14 protein-coding genes and 1 other annotated feature are annotated in these 13,059 nt (G+C 49.7%); all 14 genes read right to left on the bottom strand.

What is annotated here, in order from left to right; genetic code table 11:
• Window positions 1-101: 101 nt before the first annotated feature.
• Entirely contained in the window at window positions 102-2,063 is a 1,962-nt protein-coding gene (locus DXA87_RS02355) for a hypothetical protein (protein ID WP_117503146.1), read from the bottom strand.
• Window positions 2,064-2,074: 11 nt separating this feature from the next.
• On the bottom strand, window positions 2,075-4,348 hold the full coding sequence (locus DXA87_RS02350) for a hypothetical protein (RefSeq protein WP_147326505.1): 2,274 nt from the start codon (window positions 4,346-4,348) through the stop codon (window positions 2,075-2,077).
• A gap of 129 nt (window positions 4,349-4,477) precedes the next feature.
• Entirely contained in the window at window positions 4,478-5,104 is a 627-nt protein-coding gene (locus DXA87_RS02345) for an SIS domain-containing protein (RefSeq protein ID WP_015553101.1), read from the bottom strand.
• 328 nt (window positions 5,105-5,432) lie between these two features.
• Window positions 5,433-5,807 carry a 50S ribosomal protein L7/L12 gene (gene rplL / locus DXA87_RS02340; protein ID WP_015553100.1) on the bottom strand — a complete coding sequence of 125 codons (375 nt, stop codon included), beginning with the start codon at window positions 5,805-5,807 and terminating at the stop codon, window positions 5,433-5,435.
• A 123-nt stretch (window positions 5,808-5,930) separates the two neighbouring features.
• Entirely contained in the window at window positions 5,931-6,443 is a 513-nt protein-coding gene (gene rplJ, locus DXA87_RS02335) for a 50S ribosomal protein L10 (protein WP_015553099.1), read from the bottom strand.
• 60 nt (window positions 6,444-6,503) lie between these two features.
• Window positions 6,504-6,640 (bottom strand) — a sequence feature (ribosomal protein L10 leader region).
• A 238-nt stretch (window positions 6,641-6,878) separates the two neighbouring features.
• Window positions 6,879-7,574 (bottom strand): 50S ribosomal protein L1, encoded by a 696-nt coding sequence (gene rplA / locus DXA87_RS02330; protein ID WP_015553098.1) that lies wholly within the window; start codon window positions 7,572-7,574, stop codon window positions 6,879-6,881.
• Between the two features lie 93 nt (window positions 7,575-7,667).
• On the bottom strand, window positions 7,668-8,093 hold the full coding sequence (gene rplK, locus DXA87_RS02325; protein ID WP_117469078.1) for a 50S ribosomal protein L11: 426 nt from the start codon (window positions 8,091-8,093) through the stop codon (window positions 7,668-7,670).
• Window positions 8,094-8,209: 116 nt separating this feature from the next.
• A complete protein-coding gene (nusG, locus tag DXA87_RS02320; RefSeq protein ID WP_015553096.1) occupies window positions 8,210-8,725 on the bottom strand; it encodes a transcription termination/antitermination protein NusG in 516 nt (171 codons plus the stop codon).
• A gap of 15 nt (window positions 8,726-8,740) precedes the next feature.
• Window positions 8,741-8,947, bottom strand: coding sequence for a preprotein translocase subunit SecE (gene secE, locus DXA87_RS02315; RefSeq protein WP_015553095.1), 207 nt, complete (start codon window positions 8,945-8,947; stop codon window positions 8,741-8,743).
• Window positions 8,948-8,974: 27 nt separating this feature from the next.
• Window positions 8,975-9,124 carry a 50S ribosomal protein L33 gene (gene rpmG, locus DXA87_RS02310; RefSeq protein WP_008726232.1) on the bottom strand — a complete coding sequence of 50 codons (150 nt, stop codon included), beginning with the start codon at window positions 9,122-9,124 and terminating at the stop codon, window positions 8,975-8,977.
• Between the two features lie 532 nt (window positions 9,125-9,656).
• Window positions 9,657-10,442 (bottom strand): amino acid ABC transporter ATP-binding protein, encoded by a 786-nt coding sequence (locus DXA87_RS02305; protein ID WP_117503143.1) that lies wholly within the window; start codon window positions 10,440-10,442, stop codon window positions 9,657-9,659.
• A complete protein-coding gene (locus DXA87_RS02300; RefSeq protein WP_015553094.1) occupies window positions 10,426-11,136 on the bottom strand; it encodes an amino acid ABC transporter permease in 711 nt (236 codons plus the stop codon). Before DXA87_RS02300 ends, DXA87_RS02305 begins: the two co-directional genes overlap by 17 nt.
• 112 nt (window positions 11,137-11,248) lie before the next feature.
• Entirely contained in the window at window positions 11,249-12,172 is a 924-nt protein-coding gene (locus DXA87_RS02295; protein ID WP_117503142.1) for an ABC transporter substrate-binding protein, read from the bottom strand.
• Window positions 12,173-12,333: 161 nt separating this feature from the next.
• Entirely contained in the window at window positions 12,334-13,044 is a 711-nt protein-coding gene (locus tag DXA87_RS02290) for a ComF family protein (protein WP_117503141.1), read from the bottom strand.
• Between the last annotated feature and the right edge of the window lie 15 nt (window positions 13,045-13,059).

Here is a 13,059-nt window from a genome sequence, read left to right as displayed (position 1 = left end):
CCTTTTTTACTGTCGCAGCCTTCTCCGGCTGCCCTTTTGCAGAAAATTTCATTCCTGCGTTTTCCCGTTGGTCCGCAAAAATTTCTGCGGACCTGCCTCTTTTACTGGTCTACCACCTTCACGACCATCGCCAGATTTTCCTCCCCGCGGTGTTCCTTCGCCCCTTTCACATAGAAGTTGCAGGAAAATTCCACGGTAAATCTCTGATACGGCGCAGCCGGGATCTCGTAGTACATCGTGTTGTCCGTAAATACAAGATCAGCCATCTGCCGTCCGTTCACCTTGATCTTACAGGTCTCACCGCCTGTAAGCCTGCCCGGGTAGTAGCACTTTAAGGTCAGCTTGCTGCTCTCCCCGTTTGTCAGAACGATCTTCGCGTGCTCATCGATCCATCCGTCCGAATAGCTGCCGAAGGGCGTGTCGAACCTCTGCCTCTTCACGATCTCCGTCACATCGTTGTATGCGTTGTGCTCCGGATCCTCACACAGGAGCACCATGTCATCCGTGATCTCCTTGAGATCCATGTCACTGTCGATAAACTGGAGCTTCGGAACATTTGTTTTATCTTTTGCATATACTTTCAGGAATGTTTCAGCATTAAAATCACTGATCTCAAAATCCTTCCCGATGATGTAGATCTCCTTGTCGAAGATATCGTCCCCGTATGTTCCGTATGTCTTCTCCGCCAGGGAATTATACTGGCTCTGGGGCGCCCACAGATACAGGTTGTCCCAGTTGTCCCGGTAATATGTCTCCACCGGGAAGATCAGGCAGCCGTACAACAGCACCAGGATCCCCGCCTTCCCCATCACCCGTGACAGGTAGGCAAAGAACAGAAGCGCCGCCGCGTAAGCCACATAGACCCAGCGCATCTCCACACGGATCGTCACGCTGGAGCTGCCGATGCAGAGTGTGATAAACACAAGGAACAGCACCGCGTTCTTTAAATGGCAGACGATCTCATACCGCGCCCGGATCATACCGATCACAGCCGCCAGAACGCCGACACCCAGAATTGCCTCCGCCGCCAGGATTAGATTTTTGATTCTATCCGGGCTGTCCGCAAACGGTTCGATACAGAGGTGGAGCGGTCCGGAGTTTCTCCCAAACACGAGTCCCACCTGGTTCAGTGCCTGTCCAATGGCGTCCGTGAACTTAAAAGTATCTGCCACGTCAGTTCCGCCGGTTCCCGCCGGTGAAAGCGTTCCGATAGTGTAAAGGCGGATCATCTGGATCGCGCCGAACACGAAAAGCGTGATCACGAAAAGCAGGAGCTTCGGGAGATGGAAACCAACCTTCTCCTCAGCCGCTGCTGTGCGGGCCGCCGCCTCTTTTTTATTCTGCGCCCCGCGGCTCTGTCCTCTTCCGCGGCTTCGTCCCGGCTCCGCGGCGCGGTTCGGTTCACTATTTCTCCCTGTCTCCGCTGTCACAGTCTCCGGCGCCAGTCCCTTTCCAAATCCGAGGGCTACTGCCAGAAGCAACAATGGAAGAAGCGCCATATACCGTTCGTGAATGAAGCTGACCACGAAATACAGGAGGTTTGCCATGAGAAAGGCCCCCGTTTTTTTCTCATTCACATACCGGTACAGAAACCACAGTATCCCCAGCGCTGCCCAGAGCGCCAGGCTCTCCATCAGACCGTAAAACTGGCCGATCTGATAATATGCCATTCTGGATGACAGGTAGAGAATCCCCACAGCGAAGCTTATGATCCTTCGCCCGTCGCTGAATGACACCGCCATCCTGTAAATGCTGTATGCGATTCCCGTATTCAGGATGATGTTGAATGGAACCATCCATTCCACATGTCCCCCGATGAAGAAAAGCTCCAGCCAGGACGCCAGATAAAACAGGAAGCGGAAGCGGCTGCTGCCCATTGGGAATACATACTCCGTAAATGACTGGTTCCCGTAGCAGGACCAGAGATACAGGTCATCCATGTAAAGTCCCTTTAATTCCACTTCACGGTTGATCCAAAATCCAAATCCCAGAAAGATCGCAAAGATGAGGAGCTCCGGGCTCCACCTCCTCCACACTTTCAGGATCTTCTCCTGTAAATTCATGTCTTATCCCCTTACTGCTGTTCTCCGGGCCAGTATTTTTCAGTAAACTCCGCTAAAAGCGCCTCACTCTCCTCCTCGGTGAGGTTCTTCGGATCAGACGAGAATACCGCAAGCCCGTTTCCGTTTTCATACAGGAGATCCATAAGATACCCCTGTTTTAAGAGACCTGTCACGTTCCGGAATCCATCCGTTCCAGGCTTTAAGTATCCGCTTCCGAGATAGATGTAATCTACTCCCGCGAATGTAAAGAAGTCCGCCAGCGCCTCCGGGCTGGATGAGAGATTAAAGTTTCCACCGCTTCCCTCAATGTCCGTGTAACTCTGAGTGCTGCACGGGAACCTCAGCATTTCCGGCTGCTCACCGAATACGACGACGCGGGTTCTCGGGTTCTCCGCCAGGATATCCCATATCTTCTCATTTCCGTAGAAAGCAAGCAGTTCATGGGACTCTTCCATATGATCATAATATCCCTTGTGGATGAACTTCACCGGTGTCAGTCCCAGGGTTCCGCCCCAGTTGCTGACCGCCGTGATGGTCACATTAAAGAGAATAAACGGCACCAGCATCCTGCATATGGACCCGCGCAGGAAACCGCTCTTTAATTTTCCTACCACAATCACCGCCATGATCGCTGACAGCGCATAGAGAAGCAGGAAATAGTTGCCGTCCACCTGCCATAACAGGTAAAGTGCCACAAGACTCATGAGTCCATTCGTCACAAATACCAATGCCAGGCAGATCACGGTATTTTTCTCTTTCTGCCTCGATCTTCTCACATCCGCCAGCACCGGCAGACAGACGAGAAGAAGAAAGAGCAGAAGCAGCGGTGTGCCCCAGGCAATCCGCACATGGGCCATGTCCTCGCCCACAGGGGCCATGAGGACACCATAAATTCTCTTTAAAATGTGCTTTAGTCCCTCGATTGAGATCAGGGACCCTCCGTTCGACGGCAGACTTTCAAACCGGTACGGGTACCTCACGGTAAATCCGAGGGCCGCCCAGATCGAGTTAAACACGGATGTCAGCGGAAGTCCCGTATGCAGCCATGTCCGGTACCAGATGAGAAGCCACATCGGGATCATATAGATACAGGAAGGAAGAAAACTTTCCTTCAGTCGAAATTTCAGCTGTCTCGTGAGCAGGATATAAAGCCCCGCCGTTCCAGCGGCCACCGTTGAAAATACAAGTGCCGTTGGCTTTAACACAAGCGTCATCAGGTAGGCGTCCACCGCCAGCACGAGATACGCGCTCCTCTGTCTGCGGATATAGAGCAGAAGAAACAGCAGCAGTACAAGCTGCATAAACACCGTCATGGAATCCGTCTTTGCCGTGATGGACATGTTCATGATTCCCGGAATGCAGGAGAGAAGTGTCATGCATCTCACCGCATACCTTCTTCCGACAAACAGCTCCACGATCTGTCCCGCCGCGATCAGAGTGCCGACAGTCATCCAAATCTGGAAGCTCAGGAAAAATCCGTAGGACGGCAGCCCGGAGATCGGTAAAAGCAATGTCTCAAGGCCTTTCGAATAGGTGTACACCACATTGACCATTCCGAGATTTTCATAGATTCCGCCGCCGTTGTCCAGAACATACTCATTCCGCAGTCCGTAATGGAGGGAATCGTAGTCGGCACAGATATTCATTCGTCCCGCCTGCAAAAGGATCATGGCGAACATGAGCGCGATACAGATGGACATCTCCAGGGAGATCCTGGTTCTCTGCGGCACGCGTTTCCACGGCATTCCGCTATCTCCCGCCGCCCTCAATTCCATCATCCGGTACCCAGCCAGAAGTCCAGCGATGACCACTGTGAGAAACCGGAAGCTTGTGATCCCACATCCGAAAAACAGGGATCCCAGGCAGAACAGGCATATCATAAATCCACTTCCAAGAAGGAAGTCCGCCAGCCCTGTGATCACATGGTACTCCCTCCATCTGTGCTCACGGTCCATCCCTCTGCGGATCCGTGCGCCGAGCATCAAAAGCACCAGCACATACGCGCCTGACAGGATCATCGCCGTGAATGCCTGATGGATCCAGAGAAATCCGGCTGTGATGAGAAGTACCGCACCTGTCCGGATCCGGTTCGATTCAATTTTCCAGATCGTGAACAGATATAAAAAGAACAGCACCGCGATCTCCGTCAGAAGGTCGATGGTCTCCGTTCTTCTGAGCCTGATCCCGTCTACGCCTGTCACATAAACCTGTCCGATGGCAACTAACAGTGCGGGTACCGCCGCCAATGCCAGAATAATTAACGAGGCACATTCCCGTCTCTTCATAATTTTCCCCCGGTTGCGGTTCTTCTCCGGCATGATTCCTGCTGTCTGCCCATTCGCACATCCGGATATCGTCCGCAGGCATTCATAGGATTTTTCAACATCATGCAGACATGTATTATCATATCGGTACTATTCCGCATAAAATCTGTCTTCCAGCATCAGGCAGAGCGCATGGTAGATCGGCAGGTGGAGTTCCTGGATCTTATAGGTCTCCTGCTCCGGCACGATAATAGCGACATCTGCGAGCTTTGCGAGCTTTCCGCCTGTCTTTCCCGTAAGACCGACAACTTTAAGTCCCTTTGCCTTTGCGGTCACAGCGGCATACATCACATTCTCAGAGTTTCCGGAGGTGCTGATTCCGAGGAACACATCCCCTGCTTTTCCGTAGCCGTTTAACTGCTGTGCGTAAGAGAGCATTCCATCCACATCGTTTGCGAATGCTGAGGAGAGAGCCGCATGGTTTGTGAGGGCGATGGCCGGGAGCCCGCCCTGAAGCTTTTTCGCCAGTTCTTCCCCTCTCTCCGGGTCTGTCTGCTTTAACGCCTCGGCGAGTTCCGCAGATACCGGGCGACGCTTTACAAAACCTTTCATCAGCTCCCCGACGATATGGTCAGAGTCTGCGGCACTTCCGCCGTTTCCGGCGATCAGAAGCTTTCCTCCGTCCTCATAGCATGTCTCCAAGATCTTGTATGCATCCTCGATCTGCCCCTTTACGGATTCCAGAACCGGGTATCTCTTTACTAATTCTTCAATCATTTCTTTCTCCTTTTTGTCCCGCCCGATCATTGATACGCATAATGGGCAGGCAATGCCATTTTCATGCTATCCATTTTAACACATAAGCGCCTGTCTTTCCACCGCCAAATTACTTACAATCGCCCCAAAATGAAAAGAATGTGCCTTAGCACATTCTCGCGCCTCGCGCGGCCGCTTGCGACAATCTACATCTTTGCGCGAGTGTGCATCTTTGGCACGTCAGTGCCTTTTTATGTAACGGGGAATTCCTCGGAATTTCCTGTTACATGAAAAAATCCGCAGGAAGTCATCTTCCTGCGGATCAAAACATTCAAAGTATAAAAGTTGATTACTTAAGAGTAATCTTAGCGCCTTCAGCCTCAAGTTTTGTCTTGATGTCGTTAGCTTCGTCTTTGGATGCACCCTGCTTAAGAACCTTCGGAGCGCCGTCTACAACGTCCTTAGCTTCCTTGAGGCCAAGACCTGTTACTTCACGAACAACTTTGATAACTTTAACCTTGTTCGGGCCTACTTCTGTAAGCTCAACGTCGAACTCAGTCTTCTCTTCCTCTGCTGCTGCGCCAGCGCCTGCTGCTGCAACTACTACGCCTGCTGCTGCGGATACACCGAACTCTTCCTCACAAGCCTTTACTAATTCGTTTAACTCTAATACGGATAATTCCTTGATAGCTTCGATAAACTCAGCGGTTGTTAACTTTGCCATTATAATTTACCTCCATAATAATTTATATTTCACGTTTGTTTTTCACAACTTTTATACAGCATCTATGCTGCCTTTGACGGGATCACGCGATGCGTGTTTCCGCCTGCAGGACCGGGATGAGGATTAAGCCTCTGCCGGAGCTTCTGCGCCTTCGCCGTTCTTCTCTGCGATCTGGTTGAGAACGCGTGCGAAGTTTGTGATCGGGGACTGCATGCTTCCAAGAAGTCTTCCAAGAAGAACCTCTCTGGACGGGATGCTTGCGATCACACCGATACCTGCTGCATCGTAGTATGTTCCCTCTACAACGCCGCCTTTTAATTCAAGCTTGTCAGCTTTCTTTGCGAACTCAGCTAATACTCTGGCCGGAGCTGTTGCATCTTCTTTAGAAACAGCAAGTGCTGTCGGTCCTTCAAGATGCGGCTCAAGTGCTTCGAACTCAGTTCCCTTTGCAGCGAAGCGGATCATTGTGTTCTTATATACTTTATAAGAAACACCAGCTTCTCTTAACTGTTTACGAAGAGCAGTATCCTGCTCAACAGTTAATCCACGGTAGTCAACGACTACAGCAGACTTTGCTCCGTTGAGGACTTCAGCGATCTCAGCAACTACCGGCTGCTTTAATTCAACTTTTGCCATGAATGGTTTACCTCCTGTTTTATTTTAGTATTGGATTCGCCGTCACAGCATTTTATATCGCTTTTCGGAAAAAAACCTCTCCGTCCGCAGACAGAGAGGTTTACAAAATTCTGTGTGAGTTTTGTACGTTCCTCGGCAGGTGTTTTTACCTTACGCCTTACGGCACCTGCTGTCTTCGGCATTCAATACTCGAATACTTTATCATAATATATTCGGATTGTCAATCAATTTTTGCAAAAAAGTGTTGTCAAGCGACCATACAGACTGCGTGCTTGCACGCAAGGCTGAATGGGCATTTGACAACCAAGCCTGCATGAGTAAGCAGGGCGATAGCCCGGATTACGAATGCAGGCAACAACTGCGAGAGTGCCGCAGGCACGGAGCAGTTGTCTTTTTTATCAATAGGGGGATGTCACCGTCAGGTGACATTTCCGCTTAGTTTGTTAACTTAGCTACGTTTAACTTAACGCCCGGGCCCATTGTGGAAGTAAGAGTAACGCTCTTTAAGTAAGCGCCCTTTACTGTGCTCGGTTTTGCTTTGTTGATTGCATCCATAAGCGTCTGGAAGTTGTCCGCTAACTGTTCTTCTGTGAAAGAAGCCTTACCTACTGGCACGTGAATGATGTTTGTCTTATCGAGTCTGTACTCAATCTTACCAGCTTTGATCTCTTTGATAGCTTTTGTAACGTCCATTGTTACTGTACCAGCCTTCGGGTTCGGCATTAAGCCCTTCGGTCCGAGTACACGGCCAAGACGTCCAACAACGCCCATCATATCCGGTGTAGCAACAACTACATCAAAATCTAACCAGCCTTCGTTCTGGATCTTCGGAATTAAATCCTCTGCTCCAACGAAGTCAGCGCCTGCAGCCTGAGCCTCATCAGCCTTCGGTCCTTTTGCGAATACAAGGATACGAACAGTCTTACCTGTTCCGTGCGGCAGAACTACTGCACCACGGATCTGCTGATCAGCATGACGGCCATCACAGCCTGTTCTTAAGTGAGCCTCGATTGTTTCATCAAATTTAGCAACAGCAGACTTTTTAACTAATGCGATTGCATCTGCTGTATCATAAAGAGTAGCGCGGTCGATAGCTTTTGCCGCTTCTACGTATCTTTTTCCTCTTTTCATTATAAAAAACCTCCTGTGGTAGTGTCGGGAGTCCTCCCTCCCACGTGATTGTTGCTGTATATGGAGGTCCGTCCTCCATTCAGTTGCTTACGATCAGTCTGTTACGGTGATACCCATGGAACGAGCAGTACCAGCGATCATGCTTGTAGCAGCCTCGATGCTTGCAGCGTTTAAGTCTGGCATCTTGAGCTCAGCGATCTTCTGTACTTCAGCTCTTGTAAGAGTAGCTACCTTTGCTTTGTTCGGTGTTGCGGAACCGGATTTGATCTTTGCAGCCTTCTTTAATAATACAGCAGCCGGCGGAGTCTTTGTGATGAAGCTGAAGCTTCTGTCAGCGTAAACTGTGATAACAACCGGGATGATCATATCGCCCTGGTCAGCAGTTTTAGCGTTGAACTCCTTTGTGAACTGTACGATGTTTACACCGTGCTGTCCAAGAGCCGGTCCAACTGGCGGAGCCGGTGTTGCCTTGCCGGCAGGAATCTGTAATTTAATATAACCTGTAACTTTCTTTGCCATAATTAGGCACCTCCTAAATAATGTGGTAATGTCGGGGATTTCCCTCCCACGCGGGCACAAAGTCCGTTTTCCTAAAAAGGTACGGACGACCGGTCCGGATCTTAGTCCGTTTACGGTCACATCTTCTTGATTTCAGAAAAGCTCAGTTCCACCGGTGTTTCACGGCCGAACATCTCGACGTTGATTGTAATGGACTGCTTGGACTCATTGACGGTTCTAATGACACCGACGGTATCCTTCCATGCGCCGGCCGTAACAACGACGGTATCTCCGACGGCGAAATCTACAACGACATCCGGTGCCTTAAAGCCAAGACTCATCATCTCTTCTTCTGAAAGCGGCACCGGCTTGGATCCCGGTCCTACGAATCCGGTCACACCTCTGGTGTTCCGTACAACGTACCATGTATCATCATTCATGATCATATGAATCAGCACATAGCCCGGGAACATCTTACGCTCGACCTGCTTCTGAGCACCGTTTTTAAGCTCGATGACTTCTTCCAGCGGGACGGAGACCTCTAAGATCTGATCCTGAAGACCTCTGTTTTCGATTGTTTTCTCAATGTCAACCTTTACCTTATTCTCATATCCGGAATAAGTGTGTACAACATACCATTGTGCTTCTGACATATCTTCACCTCATCCTTAACCAAGTACAATATTGAGACCAAATTTGATGATCAGGTCAAGGGCTGCGATAACAATCCCCAGAATTACTGTTGATACGACTACTACAACGGTCTCTTTCGTAAGCGTATCCTTATCCGGCCAGATGATCTTATTGAATTCAGCTTTTAAGCCTTTGATAAAGTCCGTTTTAGGGGCTTTCTCATTACTTGCCGTTTCTCCCATAAATTCACGTCCTTCTTGCAAACCGGATTACTTAGTTTCTTTGTGCATCGTATGTCTCTTGCAGAATCTGCAGTACTTCTTTGTCTCCATGCGGTCCGGATGAGTCTTCTTATCCTTCGTCATGTTGTAGTTGCGCTGTTTGCATTCTGTGCATGCCAGTGTAATCTTAGTGCGCACGACTTCCACCTCCGTTTAATTTCTTTGTAAGGCGGCCTTTTCTCTATTCATTGCTATCGTTTTTTGAGCATAAAAAAAAGACCTATATCTTCCATTCGCCCGAACATTGTAACATAAGAATTGCGGCGCGTCAAGCATTTCCTTGAGAAATAAGAGTTTTCGTGGAGTTTTAGTTGATTGGCGGGGCAGGGAACTTTCAGAAAGCAGTGCTTGTGGGATTCAGGGAAGGTTCCTCTAGGCTTGCGGGCGACTGCTAGGGACGAAAAAAAGATGATGCAACTCGCTTCGCTCAGACAAGCATCATCTTTTTTTCCAACGCATTCACCTGCGAGCCAAGAGGAACCAGATCCCTGTATCCAGGCACTGCTTTCTGAAAGTTCCCTGCTGCTGTGTAGTTGGCACGCCAAGGAGAAGGGGCACTATTGAGAACAAGATTTTGCGCAAGAGCGGACTTTGGTCAGTTGTCGCGTAAATAAAAAAAGCCTCTCGTTTCCATCTTTCAGGCAACAAGAAGCTTTTCATTATTTAATATTTACAGGACCTTCGATAAAAATTCCTTTGTTCTCTCATTCTTCGGATGCGCGAAGAATTCTTCCGGTGGAGCTTCTTCGAGAATTTTTCCCTGATCCATAAACAGCACGCGGTTTGCAACCTCTCTCGCAAAGCCCATCTCGTGGGTTACAACGACCATGGTCATTCCTTCGTTTGCAAGCTCCTTCATGAGATCCAGTACCTCACCTACCATCTCCGGATCGAGAGCACTCGTCGGTTCATCGAAGAGGATCACATCCGGCTTCATCGCCAGAGCGCGGACGATGGCCACACGCTGCTTCTGTCCGCCGGAAAGAGTGGACGGGTAAACGTCTGCTTTATCCTCAAGACCGATGCGGCGTAACAGCCCAAGGGCTTCCTCTCTCGCCTGTGCCTTGATCTCCGCCTTTGTCTTCGGCGCATCAGGTGCCAGCGTTCCTTTTCTCTTTGCCTTCTTTAACTCTTTACAGCGCACATAGACCGGCGCCATCATGATATTCTCGATCACAGTCATATTGTTGAACAGGTTGAAGTGCTGGAATACCATGCCCATATGGCGGCGGTGGATATTGATGTCCACGCGCATATCGGCGATATCTACGCCGTTAAAAATGATGCTGCCGGAGGTCGGATCCTCCATACAGTTCAGGCATCTTAAAAATGTACTTTTTCCGGAGCCGGACGGGCCAATGACTACAACGATGTCACCTTTATTGATGGTCACATTGATTCCCTTCAGGACTTCCAGATCACCAAATGTTTTTTTCAGATCAATGACGTCTATCACTCTTCTTCAGGCTCCTTTCCATCAGTTTTACAAGAATTGAGATCACCAGCACGAGAACGATGTAGATCGCCGCCATGACAAGATACGGGACCATAAACTCGTAGCTGTTGCTTCCGATATAGTTGAAGGCAACGTAAAGATCCGCCGCGCCGACGAAGCTGACAACGGAGGTTTCCTTGATCAGGGCAATAAACTCATTGCCCAGAGTCGGAAGAATATTTTTCACTGCCTGCGGGATTACGATCCGGATCATCGCAGGACCAAAGCCAAGACCAACTGCACGTCCCGCCTCAAGCTGTCCCGGATCAACGGACTGGATACCGCTTCGCATGATCTCGGAAATATACGCACCGCTATTTAATCCAAAGACCACCATGGCAACACGGACACCCGGCAGCTTGATCCCCATAAGCGGCAGCATAACGTAGTAGAAGATCAGAAGCTGCACGACCATCGGGGTTCCGCGGAAGAGACCTACGTAGAAGCTGCAGACCGCGTTCAGCGCCCGCGGAAGTGTCTTATATTTCGGCAGGACGCGGACCGTCGCGATGATGGTACCGATCAAAACACCGATGAGCATGCCGACTACCGCGATCAGAAGCGTATTCTGAAGTCCCTGCACGACCTTGACGTAACCGTTTTTCTCAATAAATATCTGTACAAACTTGTTCCATTTGTTCCCGAAGTTTCCCATAATACCTCCAGATAGCAAAAACACAGCGTTTCCTGCCATGTTCCAGTACAGTCAAAAAGCGGGAGCGAACCGTATCTTGCCCCCGCTTTTCTGACCGGTGTTTCCAATATTTTTACTGCATTGCGTTGATCGCCTTTGTGATGCTTTCCGCCGGAGCCGCATCAATGATCACGTACTTCACGTTGCCGTTGATCATATCCTGAACTGCAAGAGATGCACTCTTATACGGTACCCACTCTGCCGGAAGTCCTTCAAAGCCCCAGTCATCACTGCCCTCAACAAAGTACTGTGCTGTGGTTCCCTGCTGTCCGCCAATCTTGTCGCTCGCGCTTAAGCCCTTAAGAACCTCTTCTACGGAAGCTGCATCCTTACAGTCATCAAAAGCCGTATCATCTGCCAGTGTAACCAGTCTCTGGGATGCTTTATAATACGGATCGGAGAAGGTTACATATTCTTCTCTCTCCTCGTTGATCGTTAAGCCGGCCATTGCGATGTCGCATTTGTGCTGACCAACAGATAAGCATACTGCATCAAAGTCCATGTTTTCAATTACAAGCTCCTTGCCAAGCTCCTGTGCGAACAAAGCTGCGATTTCCATATCGATTCCCTTGTAGCTGTCGCCGTCAACATACTCAAACGGCTCAAAGGACGCGTTTGTCGCAACAACCAGCTGATCCTTAGAAGCATCATACTCTGCGGATTCTACTGCAGCCGGCTCGCCGTCGCTGAAATACTTATCGCAGATCTCATTGAAGGTTCCGTCCTCCTGGATCTTTGCGATAAATGCATTTACCTGCTCAAGCAGCTCCGGCTGGTCTTTATCCACGCCGAATGCATACTGCTCATCTGTAAGATCATATTCGATCACCTTAACAACCCCAGCTGCCTCATCTTTCTTTTCTGCCGCAGCCTCACCTGCTGTTGTCTCTGTCTTGTTCTCTGCTGCTGCCGTTGTCTCTGTAGTCTTGCCGCCGCAGCCTGTAAGAAGTGATGCTGCCATCGCAGCAGTTAAACATAATGCAATCGCCTTTTTCATAATATGTTCCTCCTCTAACCCAATACGGATTTGCAACTTTTTCGATGAGACCCACTATACCACAGGCCTATACAAAAAGCAAGTGTTTATGCATGTATTTTTGCATGTTTATGCAGTCTCTCTCATTCTATAACCTGTATGCATATCACTTTTTTCCTGTCCTATCTGCCCCCGGTCATGCAGATCACAACGAAATAAACCCGGCTGATTCCCGATGCCCGCAGGGCTCTCGCACACGCCTCGATGGTGCTGCCTGTTGTATAAATATCATCCACAAGGATTACGCTCCTGATCCCCTCCGGGATCGCCCCCGCCGCAAAGGCACCGGAAAGGTTCTTAAGCCGCTCTGCCGCCGAGAGATCCTTCTGCGGCAGCGTCTTCTTATTTCTCACCAGCATTTCCGGTATCACCGGAATCCCCAGCTTCTTTCCGATGACCCGTGCCAGGATCTCTGCCTGATTGAATCCCCGGGTCTTTTTCCTCGTGGCATGGACCGGCACCGGAACCAGGGCATCTGCCTGCATCCGGCGGATCGTCCGTCCGTACCGTGCCGTCAGGGCTGTCCCGTAAAAATCCAGGTACTCTCTCTTATTATTGTACTTGATCTGCGCCATGGAATGCCTCGCCGTCTCATCGTAATTTAACAGGGCGATCCCGTACTCAAAGGCACGTGGATGGCGCATGCAGTCCGGACAGAACTCCAGACTCCCGTCTTCAATCTCTTTTCCGCATTTTTTACATACCGGCGATCTTACAAACGATAGTTTATGAAGGCAGTCCGGGCAGATCATCCGCCCGAAGCCGCCTGTGATATCCCCGCATACAGGACAGCGGCGGGGATATAGAACATCAAGAATTTTATTAAATTTCATATTAAATATAAATAT

This window comes from Desulfotomaculum sp. OF05-3, assembly GCF_003435535.1.
GTDB classification, from domain to species: domain Bacteria; phylum Bacillota; class Clostridia; order Lachnospirales; family Lachnospiraceae; genus Pilosibacter; species Pilosibacter fragilis.
The sequence above is the reverse complement of the archived record's forward strand: the minus strand, read 5'-3'. Positions and strand labels throughout refer to the sequence as shown.